This window comes from Flavobacterium sp. U410 (assembly GCF_053570605.1).
Window position 1 is genome coordinate 211,173 of sequence record NZ_JBSEFI010000003.1, and the last position, 25,821, is coordinate 236,993.

The 25,821-nt window shown below is 34.4% G+C and carries 23 protein-coding genes; 10 read left to right on the top strand and 13 right to left on the bottom strand.

What is annotated here, in order from left to right; genetic code table 11:
• Nucleotides 1–3: 3 nt before the first annotated feature.
• The 3 genes from ACUSJC_RS03870 to ACUSJC_RS03880 all read left to right on the top strand — a co-directional run bounded on the left by ACUSJC_RS03870 (nucleotide 4) and on the right by ACUSJC_RS03880 (nucleotide 2,778).
• Nucleotides 4–156, top strand: a complete 153-nt coding sequence (locus tag ACUSJC_RS03870) for a DUF4295 domain-containing protein (RefSeq protein WP_113988621.1) — start codon at nucleotides 4–6, stop codon at nucleotides 154–156.
• 90 nt (nucleotides 157–246) lie between these two features.
• A complete protein-coding gene (ftsY, locus tag ACUSJC_RS03875; protein ID WP_449268238.1) occupies nucleotides 247–1,200 on the top strand; it encodes a signal recognition particle-docking protein FtsY in 954 nt (317 codons plus the stop codon).
• Between the two features lie 132 nt (nucleotides 1,201–1,332).
• Entirely contained in the window at nucleotides 1,333–2,778 is a 1,446-nt protein-coding gene (locus ACUSJC_RS03880) for a hypothetical protein (RefSeq protein WP_449268239.1), read from the top strand.
• Between the two features lie 53 nt (nucleotides 2,779–2,831).
• On the opposite strand, the gene ACUSJC_RS03885 is transcribed toward ACUSJC_RS03880, so the two are convergent.
• Entirely contained in the window at nucleotides 2,832–3,887 is a 1,056-nt protein-coding gene (locus tag ACUSJC_RS03885) for a serine hydrolase domain-containing protein (RefSeq protein ID WP_449268240.1), read from the bottom strand.
• Between the two features lie 150 nt (nucleotides 3,888–4,037).
• Between ACUSJC_RS03885 and ACUSJC_RS03890 the strand changes: the two genes are divergently transcribed.
• Both ACUSJC_RS03890 and ACUSJC_RS03895 read left to right on the top strand, forming a co-directional pair.
• Nucleotides 4,038–4,439, top strand: coding sequence for a lipocalin family protein (locus ACUSJC_RS03890; RefSeq protein WP_449268241.1), 402 nt, complete (start codon nucleotides 4,038–4,040; stop codon nucleotides 4,437–4,439).
• 3 nt (nucleotides 4,440–4,442) lie between these two features.
• Nucleotides 4,443–4,739 (top strand): DUF721 domain-containing protein, encoded by a 297-nt coding sequence (locus ACUSJC_RS03895; RefSeq protein WP_449268242.1) that lies wholly within the window; start codon nucleotides 4,443–4,445, stop codon nucleotides 4,737–4,739.
• 97 nt (nucleotides 4,740–4,836) lie between these two features.
• On the opposite strand, the gene ACUSJC_RS03900 is transcribed toward ACUSJC_RS03895, so the two are convergent.
• The 9 genes from ACUSJC_RS03900 to aceB form a co-directional block, all read right to left on the bottom strand.
• The gene (locus ACUSJC_RS03900; protein WP_449268243.1) at nucleotides 4,837–5,769 is read right to left on the bottom strand and encodes an Lcl domain-containing protein; all 933 of its coding nucleotides are present in this window, start codon (nucleotides 5,767–5,769) and stop codon (nucleotides 4,837–4,839) included.
• Between the two features lie 63 nt (nucleotides 5,770–5,832).
• Nucleotides 5,833–6,798: a hypothetical protein gene (locus ACUSJC_RS03905; RefSeq protein ID WP_449268244.1), complete on the bottom strand. Its 966-nt coding sequence runs from the start codon at nucleotides 6,796–6,798 to the stop codon at nucleotides 5,833–5,835.
• A 6-nt stretch (nucleotides 6,799–6,804) separates the two neighbouring features.
• The gene (locus ACUSJC_RS03910) at nucleotides 6,805–7,284 is read right to left on the bottom strand and encodes a T9SS type A sorting domain-containing protein (RefSeq protein WP_449268245.1); all 480 of its coding nucleotides are present in this window, start codon (nucleotides 7,282–7,284) and stop codon (nucleotides 6,805–6,807) included.
• Between the two features lie 84 nt (nucleotides 7,285–7,368).
• Complete coding sequence (locus ACUSJC_RS03915) at nucleotides 7,369–8,562, bottom strand: hypothetical protein (protein WP_449268246.1); 1,194 nt, start codon at nucleotides 8,560–8,562, stop codon at nucleotides 7,369–7,371.
• A 20-nt stretch (nucleotides 8,563–8,582) separates the two neighbouring features.
• A complete protein-coding gene (locus tag ACUSJC_RS03920) occupies nucleotides 8,583–8,789 on the bottom strand; it encodes a hypothetical protein (RefSeq protein WP_449268247.1) in 207 nt (68 codons plus the stop codon).
• Between the two features lie 109 nt (nucleotides 8,790–8,898).
• Nucleotides 8,899–9,522 (bottom strand): response regulator, encoded by a 624-nt coding sequence (locus ACUSJC_RS03925; protein ID WP_449268248.1) that lies wholly within the window; start codon nucleotides 9,520–9,522, stop codon nucleotides 8,899–8,901.
• Entirely contained in the window at nucleotides 9,522–11,477 is a 1,956-nt protein-coding gene (locus ACUSJC_RS03930) for a tetratricopeptide repeat-containing sensor histidine kinase (protein WP_449268249.1), read from the bottom strand. The genes ACUSJC_RS03925 and ACUSJC_RS03930 overlap by 1 nt, the downstream gene beginning before the upstream one ends.
• Before the next feature lie 349 nt (nucleotides 11,478–11,826).
• The gene (gene aceA, locus ACUSJC_RS03935; protein ID WP_449268250.1) at nucleotides 11,827–13,104 is read right to left on the bottom strand and encodes an isocitrate lyase; all 1,278 of its coding nucleotides are present in this window, start codon (nucleotides 13,102–13,104) and stop codon (nucleotides 11,827–11,829) included.
• Nucleotides 13,105–13,184: 80 nt separating this feature from the next.
• On the bottom strand, nucleotides 13,185–14,765 hold the full coding sequence (aceB, locus tag ACUSJC_RS03940; RefSeq protein WP_449268251.1) for a malate synthase A: 1,581 nt from the start codon (nucleotides 14,763–14,765) through the stop codon (nucleotides 13,185–13,187).
• Between the two features lie 181 nt (nucleotides 14,766–14,946).
• Here aceB and ACUSJC_RS03945 point away from each other — a divergent pair, with 181 nt between their 5' ends.
• Entirely contained in the window at nucleotides 14,947–16,428 is a 1,482-nt protein-coding gene (locus ACUSJC_RS03945; RefSeq protein WP_449268252.1) for a helix-turn-helix domain-containing protein, read from the top strand.
• Between the two features lie 48 nt (nucleotides 16,429–16,476).
• Here ACUSJC_RS03945 and ACUSJC_RS03950 read toward each other — a convergent pair whose 3' ends face one another.
• The 3 genes from ACUSJC_RS03950 to bshC all read right to left on the bottom strand — a co-directional run bounded on the left by ACUSJC_RS03950 (nucleotide 16,477) and on the right by bshC (nucleotide 19,527).
• On the bottom strand, nucleotides 16,477–16,896 hold the full coding sequence (locus ACUSJC_RS03950) for a nucleoside-diphosphate kinase (RefSeq protein ID WP_449268253.1): 420 nt from the start codon (nucleotides 16,894–16,896) through the stop codon (nucleotides 16,477–16,479).
• A gap of 57 nt (nucleotides 16,897–16,953) precedes the next feature.
• A complete protein-coding gene (locus ACUSJC_RS03955) occupies nucleotides 16,954–17,784 on the bottom strand; it encodes a formylglycine-generating enzyme family protein (protein WP_449268254.1) in 831 nt (276 codons plus the stop codon).
• A 147-nt stretch (nucleotides 17,785–17,931) separates the two neighbouring features.
• Nucleotides 17,932–19,527, bottom strand: a complete 1,596-nt coding sequence (bshC, locus tag ACUSJC_RS03960) for a bacillithiol biosynthesis cysteine-adding enzyme BshC (RefSeq protein ID WP_449268255.1) — start codon at nucleotides 19,525–19,527, stop codon at nucleotides 17,932–17,934.
• A gap of 114 nt (nucleotides 19,528–19,641) precedes the next feature.
• Here bshC and ACUSJC_RS03965 point away from each other — a divergent pair, with 114 nt between their 5' ends.
• The 4 genes from ACUSJC_RS03965 to ACUSJC_RS03980 all read left to right on the top strand — a co-directional run bounded on the left by ACUSJC_RS03965 (nucleotide 19,642) and on the right by ACUSJC_RS03980 (nucleotide 25,570).
• Complete coding sequence (locus ACUSJC_RS03965; protein WP_449268256.1) at nucleotides 19,642–21,843, top strand: B12-binding domain-containing radical SAM protein; 2,202 nt, start codon at nucleotides 19,642–19,644, stop codon at nucleotides 21,841–21,843.
• Nucleotides 21,844–21,933: 90 nt separating this feature from the next.
• Entirely contained in the window at nucleotides 21,934–22,419 is a 486-nt protein-coding gene (locus tag ACUSJC_RS03970; RefSeq protein WP_449268257.1) for an acetyl-CoA carboxylase biotin carboxyl carrier protein subunit, read from the top strand.
• 79 nt (nucleotides 22,420–22,498) lie between these two features.
• Nucleotides 22,499–23,938: an acetyl-CoA carboxylase biotin carboxylase subunit gene (accC, locus tag ACUSJC_RS03975; RefSeq protein ID WP_449268258.1), complete on the top strand. Its 1,440-nt coding sequence runs from the start codon at nucleotides 22,499–22,501 to the stop codon at nucleotides 23,936–23,938.
• Nucleotides 23,939–24,028: 90 nt separating this feature from the next.
• On the top strand, nucleotides 24,029–25,570 hold the full coding sequence (locus tag ACUSJC_RS03980; RefSeq protein ID WP_449268259.1) for an acyl-CoA carboxylase subunit beta: 1,542 nt from the start codon (nucleotides 24,029–24,031) through the stop codon (nucleotides 25,568–25,570).
• Nucleotides 25,571–25,821 lie beyond the last annotated feature (251 nt).

Below are 25,821 nucleotides of genomic sequence, written 5' to 3' on the forward strand. Positions count from 1 at the left end.
GTCATGGCAAAGAAAACCGTAGCAACTTTACAGACAGCTTCTAAAAGATTAACCAAAGCTATTAAAATGGTTAAGTCTCCAAAAACTGGGGCATATACATTCGTAGAATCAGTTATGGCTCCTGAATTAGTTGACGAATTCTTAAAAAAGAAATAATTCTTTTTTAAATACTATATATGAAAGCTACTTTCGTTTGAAAGTAGCTTTTTTATTTTTACATTTGTCCTATAATTAATAATAAAACAAATGAGTTTTTTTAAAAGAATTTTTTCCTCAGAAAAAAAGGAAACCTTAGATAAGGGACTCGAAAAATCAAAAACCTCTTTTTTTTCTAAACTTTCTAAGGCTGTTGCCGGAAAATCAAAAGTAGATGATGAGGTTTTAGATAACTTAGAGGAAATATTAGTTTCTTCTGATGTAGGAGTAAATACCACATTAAAAATTATTGAGCGCATTGAAGAACGTGTGTCTCAAGATAAATATTTGGGAACTCAAGAGTTAAACCAAATTTTAAGAGAAGAAATTGCTGGTTTGTTGGCCGAAAACAATCATGGCGATGCTTCCGAATTTGAAGTTCCTACAGATAAAAAACCATACGTGATTATGGTGGTTGGTGTGAATGGAGTTGGTAAAACAACAACTATTGGTAAATTAGCCAATCAATTTAAAAAAGCAGGCTATAAAGTGGTTTTAGGTGCAGCCGACACTTTTAGAGCAGCGGCCATTGACCAATTGCAAATTTGGGCCGATAGAGTTCAAGTGCCAATTGTTCGTCAGCAAATGGGAAGTGATCCGGCTTCCGTGGCTTTCGATACGTTGCAGTCAGCAGTTTCTCAAGATGCCGATGTGGTTATTATTGATACAGCCGGACGTTTGCATAACAAGGTGAATCTAATGAACGAATTGTCGAAAGTGAAACGCGTTATGCAAAAAGTAGTTCCGGATGCGCCACACGATGTATTATTAGTATTAGATGGTTCAACAGGTCAAAATGCATTTGAACAAGCCAAACAATTTACTGCAGCAACAGAAGTTACATCTTTAGCGGTTACCAAATTAGACGGAACTGCAAAAGGCGGAGTGGTAATCGGAATATCAGATCAGTTTAAAATTCCGGTGAAATACATCGGAGTGGGAGAAGGTATCGAGGATTTACAAGTCTTTAATAAATATGAATTTGTCGATTCGTTCTTTAAATAAAAATATAAGAAAATACTTTTAATTTTAAAAACAGGTGAAACTACCTGTTTTTTTTATGCTCAATTTCTATAGATTTACTCCTGAAAATACTGCTAACCCTTGTTAAAAAATAGTAATTAATACATTAAACCTATGAATAACAGTATTTTTTTTAAAAGGAGTATTGCCTTAATTTTTTTGGCAACTTTAGGTAGTTTCGTAATATCTTGTAAAGAAGATAAAGCTGAAGAGAATAAAGAGACGAGTGAAAAAGAAAACTTTGTGGTGTCTCAAAATACCATAACACCCGAAGAATTTCCAGATAATCTTAATATAGAGGGATTTCATTTTCCGGAAGATTCTTTAAAAATTTATCAGTGGTTAAAAGATCAAGATACCGTTCAGATTAATAAGCATGCTTGGGGAATATGGGCAGGACTTACTGAAAAGTCTAATCAAATCTATAAAGGAGATACATTGTTAATATATGAAACTTGGTTAGGAATAAAAGAATTAGCAGCTATGTCAGCTAGTTTAGATAAAGAAGGAGGATGTAATAAAACTAAATCAGAGCGCGCTCAGTTAAGCGTACCGAAGCAGTTTATTCATGCCCAAATTTTTGCAAAACAAAATGCTCCAATCGATACGACTTTTAATGTATTTGAGTCTGTATCTTATAATCCTGCAGCAGCATGTTTTGCTACATCTAATCTTATTTTTAATCAATCAGTTTTAGAGAGTTATGCTAAAAAAGATGGGATAGGAAAAATACCTGATTTCCCGGCTAACAGTATTACAACAAAGCCTGTGTATTATGCAGGAAAACCAGATGATAATGGATTGATCAGAGTGCCGGTTTGGCCTGGAATGCCAAGTAAACCAGAAGTTTTTGGCTATGATGATTGGCATACGTATGTATATGTGGACGTAAATAATAGCCAGCCCAAAAGAACTTTAATTCCTGTTGTTGGAGAAAGTCCTTCTAAAGAACAAATTACAAATGCTTCTTGTAATGTAAATGAATTTATAAACTTTAAATTGGACGCAGCAGCAGCTATCTATTTGAATGCACATCAAGATAAGGGAAATAGTAATTTTAAAGCTGGTGATATAGTATTTTTAGTAGCAATGCACGTGGGAACAAAAGAAATAAGTAATTGGACATGGCAAACGTATTTTTGGAGTTACGATATTAATAATCCTTTCTTTCCGAGTTCAAAATTTCAAGCGGGTTTAAGACCTGGTACAATAACCGGAGCAGCAGCTAATTACTCTTTATCATCATGTTATGCAATGGTTTGGCCTAATCAACCTATTAGCGGAGGTACAGATAAAAATGCAACACCAATCATTTCTTTTAATCCCTATTTAGAAGGAAGTTTTGGACCAGGAACTTTTAATATAAAAAATAAGTTCAGAAAAGATTTTCAATACGGTATACAAACAAACTGTATGACATGTCACGCTTTGGCAACAGTAGAAGATATTGGATATTCTACAGACCAATACATAGATATGAAAGACATGTCATTGTTTAAGAATAAGGTTCAGTTAGATTTTGCCTGGTCTATTCAAGGAAATATTAATAAGAAGAAATAAAAATGCTTAACAATCAACCAAAAAGGATAGATTAATCTTAATCTATCCTTTTTTTAATTAATGACTAAATTGATTTTTTGCCATAAAACTTCATCAAAATCAGATAAGGCAAAATTACTGTCATCTGCGGCATTGCCCATTCGTATAATAACAAGTTTTTTGCTAGGAACGACATATATTTTCTGATCATTTAGGCCTAAAGCACAATACATATCATTGGGTGCGCTAGGGATAAGAGAGCCTTGAAATTCATATTGTGTTTGCGGTAAATGATAGGAACTTTTTCCGTTTAACCACCATAAGTAGCCATAAGACAAATTGATGCTTTGCGAAGTAGTAGTCGCTTGATTAAAATAATTGGCATTAACAATTTGGTTTCCATCCCAATTTCCTTGATTCAGGGCTAATAAACCAAATCTCGCCATACTACGTGTATTGCTGCTAAATACGCTATTGTTGTTTACTTGAGTCCAAGCCCCTGTCATTCCGATTTTATCTCGTAGTTTCGTGTTAAAATAGGTTGACCAACTTTGTCCGGTTGCTTGTGCTATAACATCCTGAAGTTTTACATATACATTGTGGTAAGCCCAGCGATTTCCAGCGTCTGCAATATATTGAAGGTTAGCAGGATAAATATCATCGCCCAAGCTGTCGTCTAGTCCTGATGTCATGGTCAACAGATTTTTACAAGTAATTAAATTTTCTTGTGCCAAAGTTTCACTAGTCCAACTTGTTCCAATATAATCGGAAACTTTATTATTTTGGTTTACAAAATTTTCTTCTTCAGCTATACCAAAAAGAGTAGAAGTCAAAGTTTTTCCGGCACTTGCCCAATACCAAGGCGTTGTAACTGTGTGTCCGTTGAAATATTCTTCAAGAACTATTCTTCCGTTGTATAAAACAATGAAGCTTTTAGAATTTTTGGTGTTCAAATAGCTTAATAATTCAGGGATATTGTTTTCATTCCAATTTAAACTGGCGGGAGATATTGTTTCCCAAGTTGAGCTTCCGATAGGAGGGAAATACATGGTACTAGGAATCGTTTCTGTATTATCATTACTACAATTAAGAAGTAAAATAGGAAAGAGTAATAGAAGAATTTTTTTCATGTGATAAAGAGTTAGACTTCAATTTATAAGACACTAAAACTAGTAATTAGTTTAATTCTATTTTCAAAAATTAAAAAGAAAATAGGGGTAATGTTACATTAAAAAGGTTAATTTTGAGAACTGAATTCAATTGCTAAAATCCAATTTCTGATGAAAAAAATACTGTTGTTTTTGTGTTTAACTCTTGTAGTTTCTTGTTCTAAAGTAGAAGAGAAAGATATTGATTTACTGAATGGTTATTGGGAAATTACGAAAGTTGAGCTGCCTTCTGGCGAACAAAAAGAGTATAAAATAAACGAATCTGTAGATTTTTTTAAAGTGGAAAACTTAAAAGGTTTTCGTAAAAAATTGATTCCGCAATTAGATGGTACTTTTTTAACGAATGAAGTTCAGGAAAACGTAACGATTGAATTTGTTGATGGAAAAGCAATAGCACATTACAAAACTGATTATGCGAATTGGGATGAAGAAATTATGAAACTTACAGATAAAGAATTGGTTGTAAAAAGCCAACAAGATATACAGTACTTTTACGCTAAAAAAGAATTTTAGAATATGGCAAAGCGATTAAATGAAGAGAATTCTTTAGCAGATGTGTTAAAAGCTTTTATTCAAACCAATAACTTACAAAAAGGTATGGATAAAATTGATGTGCGCGAGGCTTGGAAAAATGTAATGGGTAATGGTGTGAATAATTATACTGTAGATGTACTCTTGAAAAAAGATGTTCTGCATGTAATTCTCAATTCATCAGTTGTTAGAGAAGAACTGTCTTATGGGAAAGAAAAAATTATAAGAATGATTAATGAAGAATTAAGACGAGATATCATTAAAGATGTATGTTTAAAATAAATCTTAATGTAAAATATTTAAAGTTTAAATAAATAAAACGGTTGTAAACAAATACTTTACAACCGTTTTTATTTAATTATTCTTTCATAGAAAATCATTAAAAAGCTCTAATAGCACGTACTCTACATGTAGTAAGCTTACTGAAGAAACTTTGGTCTCCATTGTCAAAAGACTGCCTCCAGCCATAGCTAATTAAATTCTCGTTAGAACTCCAATAATAGTCATTACTAAAACTACTGCCTCCGTTTGCTACTGCGGTAGCATCAATAGTTGCTTTATTTTGATACATGACCATTAATTCTTCTTTTGAAGGCAGATACCAATCTCCATAAGTTCTACCTCCTTCAGTGATCAGTAGTTCATTGCAAATACGAGCAGCATACGTATTGCCATCGCCATATCCTTGGTTTGCAATAATTAAGGTAGTATTCATACTACCAGCTTTAATACCATCTCCTCTTGCCATAGTATTTGTACTAGTTCCCGCATACCATCTTACACCTGTGTTTTGATCTACTTTGGAGCAAACAAGACCATGCTGTCCTGTTTCGTCTACCCAAAATACAATACCGCCTTGGGCAAAATCTCCTACTGAATAAGTCGTAACACTAGATCCTCCAATTAAGCTTTCTGCTGTTTTTGCGTGAAGAGCATAGGGAACACTTAATAATTGACTTGTACCTGTAATAAAGTAATTGGTTCCGCCAGCAGGACCTGTTTCAGTTTTAATAAAATAAGGTCCGTTTGCCCAATCGATTATAGAAAAATTTCCACTTACGATAGTACCGGTACCAATTTCAAGACTTGCTAGTCCGTTGGCATTCGTAGTCGGGGAATGAGTTTCAACATATACTGCTGTTCCCGATGCTGAACCTTGTAAAATACTGATTTGCATACTAACAGTCTGATTGGTCAGTAACACATCAGAATTATTACGAATAACAGCTTGATAGCTCATTTTTTCCGGTGATTGAGCTATTGCTAATGCTGTCATAAAAACTGATGCTAAAATTGTAATTATTTTTTTCATTGTTCTTAGTTTAATAATTGATTTTATTGTGTTAGATTTAGAAAAGAGTTGATGAATAAATCATTAAAAAGCCCTGATAGCACGTACTCTACATGGGTACTGTTTATCCCCATCACTCATGATGCCACCATTGCCAAAACCTATAGAATATGCGTTATAGAAATTATACTCAGTAGAAGTCCAATAGTAATTATTGTAAAAACCACTTCCTCCATTTGCTATTGATGTAGCCTCTATAATTGCTTTGTTATTATGCATTAATATTGCTTCTTCATAGGAAGGTAAGTACCAGTCTCCATATGCAGCATTTCCATGGGTGACTACAAGCCTATTACATATCTTAGCTGCATTATCATCCCCATCTCCTCCTAAAGCAACGTAAGCGGTAATAATCATAGGAGTATTAATTTTACCAGAATACAGACCGCTTCCGGTTACTTGGGTATAACCATAAACACCTTGAAACCATCTTATCCCAATACCAGTATCGGGCGAATCCTCTATATGAGCAACTAGCCCATGTTGCCCGGTTTCATCTACCCAAAATACAACACCACCTTGTGCATAATCACCTACGTTATATTTAATAACTGTTGGATCAGTTTCGGTAATTCCTCCACTAATGGTTTCTGCTGTTTTTGCGTGTAGTGCATACGGAACACTCAATAATTGGCTAGTACCTGTGATGGAATAATTTGTTCCGCCAGACGGATCGGTTTCTGTTTTAATAAAATAGGGACCGTTTACCCAGGCGATTGTCGTAAAATCACCATTTACGACTGTGCCCGAGCCGATTTCCAAACTGACCAATCCATTGGTATTAGTTGTTGGTGTTTGAGTTTCTACATATACCGCAGTTCCACTTGTTGAACCTTGTAATATGCTGATTCTCATATTGACAGCTTGGTTGGTTAATAATTCATTAGAACTATTGCGAATTACAGCTTGATAGCTCATTTTTTCCGGTGTTTGAGCAAATACACTCAAAGTCATTATTAATACTGTACAAATTGTAATTATTCTTTTCATTATAGTTTAGTTTTTGATGATTTTAAACGATTGAATCTTTCTGTTTTCTTGACTTACAACGTTAATAATGTAAGTAGCTACAGGTAAACTACTCATGTTTATTTGGGTTTGCTGATTAGCAATTGGCTCACTTCTTAGCAATTTTCCTTGCATATCGAATAATTGATATACTAATTTTTCGTTGTCGTAATCCTTTATATTCAAGGTTATATTCTCAGATGTAGGATTAGGAAAAACAGCTAATGAAATAGCCAATTCAGGATTTTCTATTCCGAGTGTTATAAATTCGTAGGGATGTTGTACCCCTTGATTTACGCTTCCAATGCTTCCGATATTAGATGTGTATACTATTTGTCCTATACTATAAGCAACGGTTCCTCCGCTACCCGAAGCATCACCTCCTGAAGATAAGGTTGTTTGTTGTGCATGTGCTGTTAGTCCAAATCCTAATAACAGAACACCTAATTTTACGTTTTTAAATTCCATTCTTTTTAATTTTTAATATTCATTAATTTATATGATAAAAACGGTTTCTTTTAATGGATTTAAAAGTTTACCAATAGCTATTTGTTAGTCGTTTGGACATAATTTTTTCTTATCTGAGAATGAATTAACATAATTCAATGCATCATCATCCTGACGAACTACGACCTCTAATTTTGTGATTTTCCAGCTTTTTTGAGCTATGCCATCTTTATATCCGTTATCTTCTTGCATGCCACTCATCATAGTAGTAACTTTTGGAACACAACCAGTTATGTATATATGTTTGGAAGAGGAAAGACTACCTTTCTCATAGGTTTTACAATACTGATCTTTGTATTTCATATCACCAGAATAAGCATTTTGTGCTGCGGTGTTAATGATATTGGCTCCAGCCTGATTAAGTTGAACAGTACTGCCCGGATTGAAATACATTTTTTGAGAAATGGTTTTCATCAAAATGGCTTCTAATGTTTCTGCATTTCCTGTCAATAGTATGTTATGGATATAATCTGCAAGTTCATCCATGTTTTTGAAGTTGGGTACATCTACTTTTGGCAAATTGTTGGCAGTTTCATTTGCTGTTTGTTCATCAATGGTAAAGGCTAGTGTATTTTGACGCATTTTGCGTACTTGGTCTTCCTGTAAAGTTTTGAAATTCAATACCTTTTTTTCTCCCGGACTTACTATAAAACCGTTCCATTCACTTGCCTCTGTATCGCGATACATTTGTAATCGTAATGGAAGTTCAATGGCTTCGACAGTTATATTATCACTAATAATTTCTGCTTTGTATTCCATATTAAAAGTAACATTCATCGGGTTTCCCCATTCCCATTTTGGACTATCTGTTAGATGAGGTTCTACTTCTAATTTTATGATTTTGTTGAAGTAATATCCATAAAATTTCTTCCAATCTTTAGCTATAGTCTTGTTTATTTCTGCTGCTGTCGGATTTGGAATTCCTTCATAGCTCTTATTTGTAGTTCGGAATTTCCAATATGTGTAAGAATTCCCAGTGCTTTGGTAAACGGCATCACCTTCTAGTATAGCATTGTATTTTGGATAATCAAATGATTTCTGACGAATAATAACGCCGCGCACATATTCATAATTTTTCAGATCACTATTCCATTGACGTGTTCCGGTTGATTTCGTGAAGGTAATGTCGATCACATTACTGTTCATCAAATCTTTTTTTATTTGAGCTTCAGAAGGTTGTTGAGCAGGTGATTGGCAACTTAACATAGATAAAGTAATAATTAAAAGTAAATTTTTCATGATGATTGATTTTTAAAAATCTAGTTTTGAGTTAAAACATTACCTTCAGATTGCAAAGTTTTTATAACTTTTATATAGAGAGGAAATCCTTTATCTGTGGCAACAGTAATATCCAATATAGATGAATAATCAGGATTGAAGGTTTCAATTTCTAATTGACTATTTGCACTTTGGTAAATAAAAGAGGTAATAAAAAAGGATGAAATTAATGTACTATACTTTTTCATAATTTTGAGTCAAATATCTGATTTCAAAATTATTAGTAAACCGTTTTTGTTCTATTACCCTTAAGGGTGATTTTTAAGTTGTGGAAAGTTTACAGGTACATTAGACGACTTATTTTAGCATCATTTCACGTAGTTTGGTAAAAACCGTAGATCGGGAAACAACATCCAATTTCAAATAAGCATTTTTAATATGTGCTTTTACGGTATTTTGACTCACAAAAAGAAGATCTGCAATTTTACTGTTGCTATGTCCTTCGTAAATTAATGAGAGAATTTCGAATTCCCTTGCTGTGATAGGCGATGGAATTTGTTGGTTAATTTTATGCAAATTCAAATTCGGGAATTTATCCTTGTTTTCTTGATTATAGTTGTATAATGCAATTTCCAGAGTTGCCAATAAACCTGCTTCGGCAAAAGGTTTTACAACATATCCTGAGGGGAGAGTTTCCTTTGCCATTTCCAGTGTTTTTTTATCAGAATAAGAGGTGATAAATATAAAAGGGAGTTGTAGTTCCGTTTTAATTTGGGCTGCCAGATTGATCCCTTCGGGATTTCCATTGAGGTTGATGTCTATTAAAACAATATCTACACTTTTTTGTTGTAAAGTTTCAGTAACTTCCTCTGCGGAATAGGAAATTCCGATGATTTCATACTGGTTCCTTCTCAGACAAGAAGCAATTTCTTCTGCTATTATCGGATCGTCTTCTACTATATATACTTTAATCTCAGCCATTAACTTATATTCAAAAGGTTAAGAGTAATTTCTACACGCGCTCCGTCTTCGTTATAGACTTTTAATGTTCCTTTCATTTTATTTACAAATGTCTGAATCATCTTAAACCCAAAAGTAGAAGGGGTTTCATTCACCGGATTTTCAGAAAATCCCAAGCCGTTGTCATACACTGCTAGAAGTAATTGATTGTTTTCTGTTTTTATCGTTAATTTTATGAGACCTTCTGTGTGATTCACAAAAGCATATTTCAGGCTATTTGTAATTAATTCGTTAATGATTAAACCTAAAGGAACTACCATGTCAACATCCAGATTAATGTTTTCTACTTCTTTTATCAGTTTGATTTGAGTAGGTTTAATGTTATAAGAATAGAAAAGATTTTCACATAATTTATGAATATAGTCAGCTACTGCAATGCCTGTAAGATTGTCTTCCTGGTATAAATTCTGATGGATCAAAGCCATAGATTGCACGCGATTTCTGCTTTCTTTTACGGCATCCAAAGCAAATTCGTCTTTGATGTAATCGCTTTGTAAGCTCAATAGACTAGATATTAACTGTAAATTGTTTTTTACTCGGTGATGAATTTCTTTCAATAAGATTTCTTTATCCTTTAGTGCTGATTCTATGATGATTTTCTGTGTATTCAGTTGCTCTTTTTTCTTTTTGTTTGAGATATATGCCACATATAAAAAAGCGGCTAGAATAATAAAAATCAGAGAGGCAATGATGGAATAATTTCGTTCTGATTTGCGTTGAGCTACTTCGGAAGCAGCGTTTTTGTTCTCCAAATTCAGTTTCAGAATTTCTTTTTCTTTTTCGTTACTTTCATATACTACAGAGAGTTCGTTCATGTGCCGAATGTTTTCTTCGTTAAGCATTTCATTAGACAACTGCATTACACTGTCTTTATAGATCAATGCTTTTTCGTAATTTCCGCTTGCTCTGTAACAATCTGACAGACTTTCGTAGATGCCATTCACCTGTTGGTTATTGTTGTTCTTTTTGCTGAATAATAAAGCTTCTTCTAACTGGTTAATGGCTTTTGAGTATTGTTTTTTGTGAATAGATATTTTGGACAAACCGTTTAATAAATTTGGCCAACTTACATTTGAATACGAATTTTCATTGTTTATCAAATGGTAAGCATTATCAAAGTTTTGTTCCGCTTGCGAATATTTTTTCATGACAAATTGCGCTTCACCCATATTGGTTAAAGCAGCTGCCATATCATCAGTAAGTTGTAGTTTTTTAGCTAACAAGTAGCATTTTTCATTATAAAAATAGGCACTATCGTATTGCGTTTTGGTTTTGTATAAACTGCCCACATTTAAATAGGTATTCACAAGACCGCTTTCGTTTTCATTTTTTTCTTTTAAAGTAATGGATTCACGAAAATAGCGGATTGCATTATCATAATCTTTTCTGGCTTTATACAATAATCCAATATTGTTGAGCATTTTAGACAGGTGTTTGCTGTTCGTCTTTTTTAAAAGTTCTAATGCTTTTAAATAATTTTTGAGAGCCATTTCATAATTGCTTCGGTAATAATAGGCAATACCCATATCTTCTAGTACAAATGCTATTTTTTCGTCATCGTTTTCTGCAGAGAAAACATCAATGCTTTTGTTTAAATAATAAAGGCAAGAATCCAAATCAACTTTGTAGTCAAAACCTACACCAATATTTTTTAAACAAAAACCTTCCTTGGTTTTATGGTTAATTTTTTTAGAAATCTGTAATGCTGTTTTTCCGTATTGTATTGCCTTTTCAGGATGCTTTTCCATCAAATAAGTCATTGCGTCAATATATGCATTGATGCAAATGGTATCAATTTTTGAAGTTTTTGCAATTTTCACTAAAGAATCTGCTTTGGGAATTTGCGCATTTGTAGTTACTTCACCGCAAAAGAGATAAAGGAAGAGAACAAAAGATACAAATATTTTTCTACGCATTTTTAATTTAAAAAGGATATACAATTTGCAAATATTTTTAATTAAAAACAAAAAAGCATTACCCTTTGGGGTAATATTGAGTCATGAACATAACACAATGTTAATTATACGTAGATACCAATATGTCAATTTATAGAAAAATATCTCTCAGCAATTATAGAATTTCTTTATTTTTTATTCTTGTTATTATAAGTTATTAGATAAAAATTACCAATAGGCTCAATGAAGCATTGGGCAAACCAGTGGTGAAAAATACTATTCTCAGATAAAACAAAAAACGCTTCTCTTCAGAAGCGTTTTTTTAACAAACAAACCAAACTTAAATTGAAAGATATAATTTAAGTATATTTTAAAACTGAGCGGTCTCAGTTGAATCTTTCATGGCAACAGTTGAAGCCAAACCGGAAGTTACCGCATTTTGTACTTCGTCAAAATAAGAAGTTCCAACAAAATTTTGGTGTTTTACTGCTCTGAAGCCTTCCGCTTGTAAAGCAAATTCTCTTTCTTGTAATTCTGAATATCCGGCCATTCCTTTTTGTTTGTAAGCCAAAGCTAATTCAAACATAGAAGTGTTTAATGCGTGGAAGCCAGCTAATGTAATGAATTGGAATTTATAGCCCATTTTTGCTAATTCTTCACGGAAGGTTTCCATTTCAGCTACTGATAATTTTGCTGCCCAGTTGAATGATGGCGAACAGTTGTACGCTAATAATTTTCCTGGAAATTGTGCATGAATAGCATCAGCAAACTGTTTCGCTTGTTCTAAATCAGGTGTAGAAGTTTCTAACCAAATTAAGTCCGCATAAGGAGCGTAAGATAAACCTCTGTCAATTCCTTGTTCTAATCCTGCTTTTACGTAGAAGAACCCTTCAGAAGAACGTTCTCCGGTAACAAATTTATGGTCTCTTTCATCAATATCACTAGTTAACAAGTTGGCTGCATCAGCATCAGTTCTTGCTACAATAAGCGTTGGAACGCCCATTACGTCAGCTGCTAAACGAGCTGCAATTAATTTATTGATAGCTTCTTGTGTTGGAACCAAAACTTTTCCGCCCAAGTGTCCGCATTTTTTTGCAGATGATAATTGATCTTCAAAATGAACGCCGGCAGCACCCGCTTCAATCATTGCTTTCATTAACTCAAAAGCATTTAAGTTACCACCAAAACCAGCTTCAGCATCAGCAACAATGGGTACTAAATAATCTTTTTTGTTTTCAATTTTGTTTACCGATTGAATTTGGTCAGCACGTAACAATGCATTATTAATACGTTTTACCACCATCGGAACGCTATTAGCTGGATACAACGATTGGTCAGGGTACATTTCGCCAGCAATGTTAGCATCGGCAGCAACTTGCCAGCCACTTAAATAGATCGCTTCTAAACCAGCTTCCACTTCTTGAATAGCTTGATTTCCGGTTAAAGCACCTAATCCGGCAACCCAGTCTTGATGGTGTAATTTATGCCATAAAATTTCAGCACCTCTGCGAGCAATACTATATTCTATTTGGTAAGAACCTTGTAATTCTACCACTTTTTCAGCAGTATACGTTCTTTCAATTCCTTTCCATCTAGGATTTGTTGCCCAATCAGTAACTAATGCTTGAATTCTTTCTTGAGTTTTCATAATTTTGTAATGTTTTAGATAGTTATAATTTTTAATTATTTAGAGTTTCGCTGTCGGATGTTGCCGCATCCGGCAGTTTTTTATTGTATGTATTCGTATACTTTTAAGGTTAAGAACTCGTCTAAAGTTTCACTTAGAATCATTTCGGTAAACAATTGGGTTGCCAACTCAAATTTCCCTTTTTCATAGCGATCTTCCCCAACATAAGCTTTGATTTTAGTTAATTCTTCCGGAATGTAAGCTTTGTATAGTTCGGTTGAACAAACTGTTCCGTTGTCAAGTGTTACCTTTTTATTTAACCAATGCCACAATTGCGCTCTCGAAATTTCTGCTGTAGCGGCATCTTCCATCAAGTTGTACAATGCAGCAGCACCAACACCCATTAACCAAGATTCCACATAAAGAATTCCTACATTGATGTTTTTGCGCACACCATTTTCGGTAACAGTTCCTTTTGGTAGTTCCAATAATTGTGCTTCAGTAATATTCAACTCGCTGCGTTTTACATGCATTTGGTTTTTAGTAGGCATGTTTTCATTAAAAACCTTCATGGCTAAAGGAACTAATGCCGGATGTGCTACCCAAGTTCCGTCGTGACCGTTTTTGACTTCACGTTCTTTATCGGCTTTTACTTTGTTATAAGCTATTTGGTTGGCCTCTTCATCATTTTTAATCGGAATTTGAGCCGCCATTCCACCAATTGCTAATACATTTCGTTTGTGACAAATTTGAATAACACGTAATGAATAAGCACTCATAAACGGACTTGTCATCGTCACTTGATCTCTATCCGGAACTAAAAAGTCCGGATGTTGATTCAATTTTTTGATGTATGAAAAAATATAATCCCAACGACCGCAATTCAAACCGGCCATGTGTTCTTTCAATTCGTAGATGATCTCGTCTAATTGAAAACTTGCGGTAATGGTTTCAATTAATACTGTAGCTTTTATAGTTCCTTGTGGAATTTTTAAATAGTCTTGCGCAAAAACAAAAACAGCATTCCATAAACGAGCTTCTTCATAATGTTCCAGTTTTGGTAAGTAAAAAAATGGAGCTAAACCTTGTTTTAGTAAAGTTTGAGCGTTGTGAAAAAAGAATAAACCAAAATCAACAAATGAACCCGACATTTTTTCGCTATCAACTTCTAAATTCTTTTCGTCTAAATGCAATCCACGAGGTCTTACTAATAAAGTTGCAGTAGTTTCGTTTAATTGATACGATTTTCCATTTTGTTCTAAACGGATGGTTTTGTTAACTGCATCTTTCAAATTTTGTTGCCCTTCCATCAAGTTGTCCCAAGTTGGTGAACAGCTATCTTCAAAATCTGCCATAAATACTTTGGCTCCCGAATTCAAAGCGTTGATTACCATTTTACGATCTACCGGTCCGGTGATTTCCACTCTTCTGTCCAATAAGATTTCCGGAATGGGAGCAGCTGTCCATTCGCTTTCTCTTATGGATTGTGTTTCTTTTGGAAAAACAGGATTTTCTCCTTGATTGAATCTTTCTTGTTGTTCAACTCTTTTTTGAAGTAAAGCCAAACGTTCTTGATTAAAGTTTTGATGCAAAGCTTCTAAAAAAGCCAAAGCTTCATCGGTTAATATTGCTGAATGTTTAGCGTTAGCTTTTATTTGAATGTTGTTAACTGATGTTTCCATAAGTTTAAGTTTTTGTTTCTGCGTACAATATTATAAAATTAAAAAATACAAAACAAGCGAACGTTCGCAAAATTGTATAAAAAAATTAAAAATAATATTTCGCAAAAATGTTATATCTTTGTTTTTGGTAGTAAAATAGAGTGCTGACGCATTTTTTTATTTTTTCAAAAAAGTTTAAAAAATGATAGAAGAAGAATACATTAGATTGATTTTTGGTCTGAAATTAAAACAAATTCGAACTGAAAAGAATTTGTCTTTGTTTGGTTTAGCCAAAATTACAGGCTTGTCAAAGTCGTATTTGAATGAAATTGAAAAAGGGAAAAAATATCCGAAGCGCGATAAAATTGTAACTTTAGCGGAAGCGTTAGAAACGAGTTATGACAATTTGGTTTCATTGAAGTTGGATAAAAACTTGGCGCCAATCGGGGAAATTTTGCAATCTCGAATTCTAAAAGAAATACCGTTAGATATTTTCGGAATCAAGGAAAGCGATTTGATTGATATCATTGCCGAAGCGCCTTTAAAGGTGAATGCTTTTATCAGTACGCTTTTTGAAATTGCCAAGCATTATAATTTAACACGCGAAAGTTTCTTTTTAGCGGCTTTGCGTTCGTACCAAGAAGCGAATAATAATTACTTCGAAGAAATTGAACTTCAAGTAGAAAAGTTTGCCAAAGCGTATTCTATTGATTTGTCAAAGCGATTGAAAGTATCTGATTTGGAAGAAATTTTGACGGAAGAATACAGTTATACGATCAACAATGAAGAATTAACGCAACACAAAGAATTGAATAACTTGCGTTCGGTTTTTGTGCCAAGTTCTAAAACATTGTTGGTTTCTTCGGAAACTGATGATTCGCAGCGATTGTTTATTTATGCCAAAGAAATTGCCTATAATTTCCTAAACATTACCGATCGATTGTATACTTTTTCATGGATTAAGTTTGATAGTTTTGATCAGGTTTTGAGTAATTTCATGGCTTCTTATTTTGCCGGAGCGCTTTTGATTCCGAGGAAAGAACTAGTTGCAGCACTTAAGACATTTTTTGAAGAAAAGACTTTTGATAGTGAAAAGTTCCAACAATTGATGTATCGTTTTACCGATTCGCCGGAAACGTTCTTTCAGCGTTTGACCAATGTATTACCGAAAGATTTTAATTTGAAAAATTTATTCTTTTTACGATTTAGTCACAAATCAGGTCGCGATTATTATCAGTTGACCAAAGAATTACACATTACTAATTTATTAGAACCGCATGCTAACGAACGAAATGAACATTATTGTCGTCGTTGGGTTTCAATTAGAACTTTGGGTGAAATTGCGCGAGAAGAAAAAGAGAATCCGGTTTTTGACACGCAGATCTCGTCGTATGTTCATACCGATAATGAATACTTTGTATTTTCGTCGGCTACAAAAGATCCGTTTAGAAGCGGTTATTACAGAAGTATTGCTTTAGGAATCATGATTTCGGCGCATTCGCAAAGTAAAATTACATTCTTTAATGACGAAAATTTAAAAAGAAGTCGGGTAGGAGTAACTTGTGAAACTTGTGCCATTGCTGATTGTAAAGAGCGTGTGGCACCGCCAAGAGCATTAGAACGAAAAGAACGTTTTCAACTAACCGATAAAGTGGTAGAAGCTATTCAAGAAAAGTATAAATAAAAAAATCCGCTTTTAAAGCGGATTTTTTATATCGTGAAGTTTGTCTTATTAGAACATTTCTCTTCCAGCAAAGTGGAAAGCACCCTCGATAGCAGCATTTTCGTCAGAATCTGAACCGTGAACTGCATTTTCTCCAATTGAAGTAGCATATTTTTTACGGATAGTTCCTTCAGCAGCATCAGCAGGATTTGTAGCACCGATTAAAGTACGGAAATCTTCTACAGCGTTATCTTTTTCTAAGATAGCAGCAACAATTGGGCCTCTTGTCATGAATTCTACTAATTCTCCGAAGAAAGGTCTTTCAGCGTGAACTGCGTAAAATTGTTGAGCATCAGCAACAGTTAATTGCGTTAATTTCATTGCTACGATTCTGAAACCACCTTCAGTAATCATATTTAAAATTCCACCGATGTGTCCGTTTTCAACAGCATCAGGCTTAATCATTGTAAAAGTTCTATTACTTGCCATTTTTAAATTTTTTGCAAAGGTAACACTTTGTGAAGTAAATACAAGTTAAACTGTAATTTATTCCACAATACTTCTCACAACTCTAAAGCCGTAGAACTCATGTGTTTTATTGGGATAAGTTGAAATTCTGTTGGCAGGTCTTAAATAATTTAATTTACTATCCCAAGAACCGCCTCTGACACTTCTTCTTTCGCCCATTTCCGGACCTTTAGGGTTGTTTCCGGCTTCTACCAAATAATAATCTTGATTGTACCAATCCCAACACCATTCCCAAACATTTCCGCTCATGTCGTAAAGACCAAGTTCATTCGGTAATTTAGTTCCTACAGTATGAGGAGTAGCTTTACTATTTGCTTGATGCCAAGCAATTTTATCAGCTTCGTCACTGCCGCTATATTTTGTTTTTGTACTTACTTTTCCTCCTTTAGCGGCATATTCCCATTCGGCTTCAGTAGGTAAACGATAACCATCTGCTTTAAAATTGCAGTTATAGTTAGGTCCTTTTTTACTATAAACCGGTGTGAGTTTTTCTTTTTGACTTAGCCAATTGCAATAGGCTATAGCCTCTTCCCAAGTAACATTGTTTATAGGATAATTGTCATGCCAGCCCCAAGCAGGTTTGGGAGGCATAGTTAATTTGTTCGCTTTTGTAAACTGTTTCCATTCCCAAACTGTTACCTCAAATTTGCTGATGTAGAAAGAGTTTACAGTGACTTCATGTTCTTTTTGTTCGTCATTGTCGGCAACGACATCACTCTTTTTAGATCCCATAGTAAAATTACCACCTTCAACTTTTATCAAAGCAGGATTTGTATTTTCTGCTAAATTGTATGAAAATAGAAAAATGGCTGATAAAGATAGAGATAGCAGAGTTGTAATTTTTTTCATAAGTTGTTAATGTTAAGTTTTTGTAAATATAAATAATATTTAACATTAACATAAAAATGTGTTAAAAATATAAGTAAAAACATATATTTTTTCGAATGTGAAAAATATTTAAGTTTTTTATCGATGAAAACTACTTTCTGTCGATTTTTATAGTTTTAAAATTGAAAAATTATTAATAAAGCAATTAAATTCTTCTTTGGAATTGTTTATAAAGCTGTTGGTGTTAATTTCATTGGATAATTCTGATATATTTAAGACTCTTTCTTGCAAACTTTCATTGGGAAATAAAGAATTTTTAAGCTCTAAAATACGTTCAAGTTTGTCCTTCTGTTTTATTTTTTCGGCACGAAGCAATTTCTTTTCTAAATTTAAAAGTCCTTTTAACTGTTTTTGCTCTTGCGCTTTTACCGCATTTAAAAAGGAAATATCCGTTTTGGAAGCTACTTCGTATAGTTTTTCAAATTGAAGACTTAATTGTTCTTTTAAGCCTGAAAAGTCCAGAGGAAAATCAGCAAACTCTTTGGTTTTGTTGTTCACTAATTCATTTCTCTTTTGGAATAAATCTGACCAATTCAATTCCAATTTATCCATTTTTTGAAGCTGTTTTTCAGTAACTGCTACGGCACTGTTTCTTACATAAAGAACAGGAAAAGTTACATTGAACTGCTCAAACATATTTTTTAATTCCAACCAATACGCAATTTCGCCACCGCCGCCAATGTAGCATAAATTAGGCAAAATAACTTCTTGATACAGCGGACGCAAAATAACATTCGGACTGAATTTCTCGGGATTGGTTTCCAATTCGTTTAAAATTTCTTCTTCCGAAAAGGACAACTTGGTATTCAAAACTTCATAGTGATCCGCTATTTTTACAATTCGTTCTCGTATAGCATCTTCGATATAAAACAAATTGATTTCGCGTGGATTAACCTGGATTTTATAGTTTTCTTTTTCGAAGAAAGGCAAAATTTCTTGAACTGCATAGAAACTTTTTTGGTGAAGTAATTCGTCTTTGAAATACGGAATCATCTGTTTTTTGAGTTCCTTATCATCTCCGTCAACAATGACCAAACCATAATCTGTAAAAAGTTCATTCACCAAATATCGGGTAGCAATTGCTAAATTTTGATGTTCCAAATAGGATTTTCGGAATAATTCCTTCATTTGTTTGGCATTGGTTCCGATACCCAATTCTAACTCTAAAATATCAAAAACTTTGTCTAAACCCTCGGTTGAAAGTCGACCAACAGGACCGCTAGCTTTCCTGTTCCAACTTATTTTTTTGCCATTGAGGAAAAAGTGATTGATTTCGTCAAAATCGTGATCTTCGGTGGCCATCCAATACACGGGAACGAAATTGAATTCGGGATATTGTTCTTTTAAAACTTCAGTGGTTTTAATGGCAGAAACAATCTTGTAGATAAAATACAAAGGTCCGGTAAACAAGCTCAATTGGTGGCCTGTTGTAATGGTAAATGTATTTTCGGAAAGTAAAGCTTCAATGTTATTTTGTGTACTTTCGGAAACTATAATTTCTTTATATTGGTTCTGTAACGCTTGAACTAAGGTTGTTCGGTTACCGGAGAAGTTTTGTTTTTTTTCGGCTATTTGGGCACCAAATTCACTTAAACTTGAAAAGCGATTGTATAACGTTTGAATTTCTTTTTTCTGATTGAGATAATCTACAATGAGTTTTGAAAAATATCCGGATTCTTGAAACGTTATACAGTCGCTAGGCATAGTTAATTTTTTTGCTAAAATACTAAAAATGCATGGAACAAAATTGGCTTTAACAAAGGGTTAATAATTCTGAAAGGATAATGAGAATAAAAATTAACTTTGCAAAAAAATATTTTGAAAAACATTTTCCTGATAACGCCGCCTTTTACACAGCTGAATACGCCCTATCCGGCTACTGCTTATTTAAAAGGGTTTTTGAATACCAAAGGCATTTCTTCGTTCCAAATGGATTTAGGAATTGAAGTAATCTTAGCGCTGTTTTCAAAGAAAGGTTTAGAAAATATTTTTGATTTTGTCACTTCGAGCGAAGTTGAGATGTCTGAAAACTCACAACGCATTTTCGCTTTACAAGCAGATTATATCAAAACCATCGATGCTGTAATTGCCTTTCTACAAGATCGAAATCCATCGTTAGCCCGACAAATTTGCAGTAGAAATTTTCTTCCGGAAGCTTCTCGTTTTGCCCAGCTCGATGATATGGAATGGGCTTTTGGAAACATGGGAATGCAGGATAAAGCCAAACATTTGGCGACTTTGTATCTTGAAGATTTGTCTGATCTTATCGTGGAATGTGTCGATGAAAATTTTGGTTTCAGTCGCTATGCCGAACGATTGGGAAGAAGTGCCAATTCATTTGATGAATTGTATGAAGTTTTAAACACTGAACCAACGTATATTGATGAAATTACGCTTTCTGTTTTTAAAAAGAGAATCGAAGAAATTCAACCGAAATTAGTTTGTTTCTCGGTTCCTTTTCCTGGGAATTTATACAGCGCTTTTCGTTGTGCACAATTTTTGAAAACCAATTTTCCTGAAATAAAAATTGCAATGGGAGGCGGTTTCCCCAATACAGAACTTCGCGATTTAAAAGATGTCCGAGTTTTTGAATTCTTCGATTTTATTACCTTAGACGATGGCGAATTACCAGTGGAATTATTGTGTCGCAATAGTTGTCATTTCGACGAAGGAGAAATCGCATCAAAAGAATACAAAAGAACCTTGTTACTCGAAAACAACCAAGTAGTTTACAAAAACAACACAACCTTACACGATTACAAACAAAGTGAAGTTGGAACACCCGATTATTCTGATTTGTTGTTAGGTCAATACATTTCGGTAATTGAAGTGGCGAATCCTATGCACAGTTTGTGGAGCGACGGTCGTTGGAATAAACTTACCATGGCGCATGGTTGCTATTGGGGAAAATGTACGTTTTGCGATATTTCGCTAGATTATATTAAAGTGTACGAACCCATTCATGCTAAGATTTTAGTCGATCGAATGGAGGAAATCATAGCTCAAACAGGCGAAACCGGATTTCATTTTGTAGATGAAGCGGCACCTCCGGCTTTAATGCGCGAATTGGCTTTGGAAATTTTGCGTCGAAATCTGGTTGTGACGTGGTGGACCAATATTCGTTTTGAAAAAAGTTTCACGCGCGATTTGTGTTTTTTACTGAAAGAATCGGGTTGTATTGCGGTTTCCGGCGGACTAGAAGTGGCATCTGATCGTTTGTTGGAATTGATTAAAAAAGGAGTTACGGTAGAACAAGTTGCTCAAGTTACCCGAAATTTTACCGAAAGTGGCATTATGGTTCACGCCTATTTGATGTACGGGTATCCTACGCAAACCATTCAAGAAACGGTAGATAGTTTGGAAATGGTGCGCCAAATGTTTGAACTCGGTATTTTGCAAAGCGGATTTTGGCACCAATTTGCCATGACAGCACACAGTCCGGTTGGGTTGAATCCGGAAGAATTTGGCGTAATTCCCGATGTAAAAGAGATTTCGTTTGCCAATAATGATATCCAATTCAAAGATAAAACCGGAATCAATCACGATAAATTCAGTTTCGGATTGAAGAAATCGCTGTTCAATTATATGCACGGCATTTGTTTTGATTACGATTTACAAGACTGGTTCGACTTTAAAATTCCACGAACAAAAATTCATCCCGATTATATTCACGATTGCATTTCTAAAGAAGAAGATTTCAAAATCAAATCCAATGCACGACTTATTTTTATGGGCAATTTGCCAAAAGTAGAACACATTCAAAAACAGAAAAAAGGGCGAGTTTTTGATAATTTGGTTTTGCATTTTCAAACCAAGAATAGTTCTTTTTCGATTACTTTAGAAAATGCACAAGGCGATTGGTTATTGGAACAATTGCCTTTAATTACCACTTCGTCTAACCAAAAAGTGTTGCTTTCTGCATGGAAAAATAGTTTCGATGAGCAATTTGAAGATTTCGAATTATTTTGGTTTTCAAAACCCATGCAAAACCTAAGAACGGCAGGGCTTTTAGTCTTATAACTATACTTATTTACCACAATTTGTATTTTTTTAAGACACGAAAACGTTTTCTTTTACTTAATTTTACAATTCTTTTTAAAAAAGTAAAATATGAGTAATCCTTATAAGTTAAACGTAAACAACTCTTTTCAGTTCGATGCTGACCAAGAAAAAGTTTCTCATTTAGATGCGGTTAGCGTTGAAGAGAATAAGTATCACATTCTTAAAGACAGCAAACCTTACCAAGCTGAAATCGTAGAAGCCGATTTTATCCAAAAAAGCTATACTGTAAAAGTAAACAACAACAGTTATACCGTAAAAATTGGTAATGAACTAGATGCTCTTATTAAAGAAATGGGCTTCGAAGTTGGAAAAGCAAAACAAGTCAATGCTATTAAAGCACCTATGCCTGGTTTAATTCTGGAAATCTCTGTAGCAGTAGGCCAAGAAGTAAAAGAAAATGATCAATTATTGATTTTGGAAGCTATGAAAATGGAAAATAGTATTGCTTCACCACGAGATGGAGTTATCAAATCTATTTCAGCTGAAAAAGGAAATGCTGTTGAAAAAGGACAATTATTAATTGAATTCGAATAACATAATGTTGTCATTTCGAGCATTTGATATTAAGAGGAGAAAGTAAAACTTTCGGAAATAGTCATTTAAGATTTTAATAATGAAAAAAATATTAGTTGCCAATAGAGGGGAAATAGCCCTTCGTGTTATGAAAACGGCAAAGAAAATGGGAATTAAAACCGTAGCGGTTTATTCAGTTGCCGATAGAAATGCGCCTCACGTAAAATTTGCTGACGAAGCAGTTTGTATTGGTGAAGCGCCTTCAAACCAATCCTATTTAAGAGGAGATAAAATTATCGAAGTTTGTAAAGAACTGAACGTTGATGGAATTCACCCTGGATACGGATTTTTAAGTGAAAACTCAGATTTTGCTGAACTAGCAGAAAAAAATAATATCACATTCATTGGTCCTAAATCGAAGGCAATGAAAATCATGGGAAGCAAATTAGCGGCTAAAGATGCCGTTAAAGAATTTGATATTCCTATGGTTCCTGGTTTAGACGAAGCTATTACTGATGTTGCCAAAGCCAAAGAAGTAGCCAAACAAATTGGTTTTCCTATTTTGATTAAAGCTTCTGCCGGTGGTGGTGGAAAAGGAATGCGTGTGGTAGAAAATGAAAATGAATTTGAATCGCAAATGAATCGTGCCATTTCTGAAGCCACTTCAGCTTTCGGAGACGGTTCTGTTTTTATCGAAAAATTTGTTACTTCTCCGCGTCACATCGAAATTCAAGTAATGGCCGATAGTCACGGAAACATTTTATATCTTTTCGAAAGAGAATGTTCCATTCAACGTCGTCACCAAAAAGTAGTAGAAGAAGCGCCTTCATCAGTTTTAACCCCGGAAATTCGTAAAGCAATGGGCGAAGCTGCGGTTAAAGTGGCGCAATCTTGTGATTATTTAGGAGCGGGAACCGTAGAATTTTTATTGGACGAAAATAAAAATTTCTATTTCTTAGAAATGAATACGCGTTTGCAAGTGGAGCATCCGGTAACCGAAATGATTACAGGAATGGATTTGGTAGAAATGCAAATTCGTGTGGCTCGTGGCGAAGCACTTCAGGTAAAACAAGAAGATTTACAAATTAAAGGTCACGCTATGGAACTTCGTGTGTATGCAGAAGATCCGTTGAATGATTTCTTGCCAAGCGTTGGAAATTTAGCAACATACCAAATTCCGATGGGCGATGGTATTCGTGTAGATAATGGTTTCGAACAAGGAATGGATGTGCCAATTTATTACGATCCCATGTTGGCTAAGTTAATTACCTACGGAAAAACTCGTGAAGAAGCAATTCAAAGAATGATTGAAGCTATCGAAATGTATCATGTAGATGGTGTAAGTACAACTTTGCCTTTCGGAACATTCGTAATGGAACACGATGCCTTTAGAAGCGGAAACTTTGATACTAATTTCGTGAAGAAATATTACGATAGCGAAGTATTAAAAGCTCAAGCCGAAAAAGAAGCCGAAGTAGCTGCTTTAGTTGCTTTAAAACAATATTTAGAAGATCAAAAAATAGTTCGTTTACCCAATTAAGAAAAGTGAAACAAGAGGCAAGAAGCAAGAGTTTATAAGTTTTAAATAAATCTTTTCTCTTTTTTTCTTTCTTCTTTCATCTTAAAGAATATGGAAGATAAAATTAAATCATTACAAGATAAAATAGCTTTAGCCCAATTAGGCGGAGGCGAAAAAAGAATTGCATCGCATCATGCTAAAAAGAAACTAACAGCTCGCGAGCGTGTGTCGTATTTATTAGACGAAGGTTCTTTTGAAGAAATCGGAATGTTGGTAACACATCGTACAACTGATTTCGGAATGGAAAAAGAAACCTATTATGGAGATGGTGTGGTAACAGGTTACGGAACAATCAATGGACGACCGGTTTATGTTTTTGCACAAGATTTTACAGTTTTCGGTGGTTCGTTGTCAGAAACGCATGCTGAGAAAATTTGTAAAGTAATGGATATGGCTTTAAAAACAGGAACACCAATGATTGGTTTAAACGATTCGGGTGGAGCGCGTATTCAAGAAGGGGTTCGTTCGTTAGGTGGTTATGCTGATATTTTCTTTAGAAATGTACAAGCGTCCGGAGTGATTCCGCAAATTTCTGCAATTATGGGACCATGCGCCGGTGGAGCGGTTTATTCGCCGGCAATGACCGATTTTACGATTATGGTCGAAAACAACAGTTACATGTTCGTAACCGGACCAAACGTTGTAAAAACGGTAACCAATGAAGAAGTAACTTCAGAAGAATTAGGTGGAGCAAGTACGCATTCAACTAAATCGGGTGTGGCACATATTACGTCACCAAATGGTGTAGAATGTCTAGAAGATATCAAACGTTTATTGAGCTACGTTCCGCAAAACAATAGAGAAACAACGCCAAAATTACCATATACTTTAGGAGAAGAAATTCGTGAGCAATTGGATACTATTGTTCCGGATAATGCGAATAAACCGTATGACATGCACGATGTAATCAAAGGAATTATTGACGAAGATAGTTTCTATGAAGTGCATAAAAACTTTGCAGAAAACATCATTGTTGGTTTTGCACGTTTAGGCGGAAGAAGTATTGGAGTAGTGGCGAACCAACCTATGGTTTTAGCCGGATGTTTAGATGTAAATAGTTCTATTAAAGGAGCGCGTTTTGTGCGTTTTTGTGATGCTTTCAATATTCCGTTGTTAGTGTTAGAAGACGTTCCGGGATTCTTACCGGGAACAGACCAAGAATGGAACGGAATTATCACTCACGGAGCCAAATTATTGTACGCATTTAGCGAAGCTACAGTGCCAAGAGTGACTGTAATTACACGTAAAGCGTATGGTGGAGCGTATGACGTAATGAACTCAAAACACATTGGAGCAGATTTTAACTTTGCTTGGCCAACAGCCGAAATTGCGGTAATGGGAGCAAAAGGAGCTTCAGAAATTATCTTTAAAAAAGAAATTAGCGAAGCGGCTGATCCGGTAGCGAAATTGGCAGAAAAAGAAGCCGAATATGCGGAGTTGTTTGCTAATCCATATAGTGCAGCAAAACGCGGATTTATTGATGAGGTAATTTTACCAAATCAAACCCGTAGAAAATTACTAAAAGCATTCAGTATTTTAGAAAATAAAGTGGTAGACACACCAAAAAGAAAACACGGAAATATTCCGTTGTAAATGTATCATTGTCTATCTGAACTTGTTTCAGATGCTAAACTTAAATAGGATTGTTTCTAAAAACAATCCTATTTTTTTTAACAAAATATACATTTTTTCTGTACTTGTTCTAATAGTAAAAACTTTAAGTTTGTTGCTGTTAGTTTCATTGATTTAGCAGTCAAATGGAGAGAATAGATTCTAAAAAAAATAACACAATGAAAAAACACTTTCTTTTACTTATGTCAATTTTTACACTAAGCTGCTGCAAC